Annotated in this window: 1 protein-coding gene; it reads right to left on the reverse strand. The window is 56.8% G+C overall.

Annotation, left to right across the window (positions count from 1 at the left end; genetic code table 11):
• On the reverse strand, nucleotides 1-188 hold a 188-nt coding region (locus HX790_RS29470), incomplete at its 3' end, for a helix-turn-helix domain-containing protein (RefSeq protein ID WP_176992619.1).
• Nucleotides 189-303 lie beyond the last annotated feature (115 nt).

A 303-nucleotide genomic window follows, 5' to 3' on the forward strand; every position in this document is an offset into this window, starting at 1 on the left:
TCACTTTCATGGGCCGCAGAAACAGCCTTGTAGATATTCTGGGTGCTGTTGCGGCGAACCTCGCGACTGATCGTCGAGGGATGCACGCCGACCCGCTTTGCAATGCTCGCCTGGCTCTCTGCGGCGCTCAAGCCAGCCTCAATCTGGTAACGTTGTCCCTGAGTCAGCTGCCGGTAATGCGTAGTCATCTGCGCTTGAATCCTTCGGTGTGAGAGCCTGTATTCTACCGGTGGCTGGCTCTCTGCCTGTCGTTTCAAGCGTTGCGCTTATTCTATGAATTCAGGCACCATTGAAGGGGGCGCG

It is taken from the genome of Pseudomonas sp. IPO3747 (assembly GCF_013385245.1).
GTDB classification, from domain to species: Bacteria; Pseudomonadota; Gammaproteobacteria; order Pseudomonadales; family Pseudomonadaceae; genus Aquipseudomonas; species Aquipseudomonas edaphica.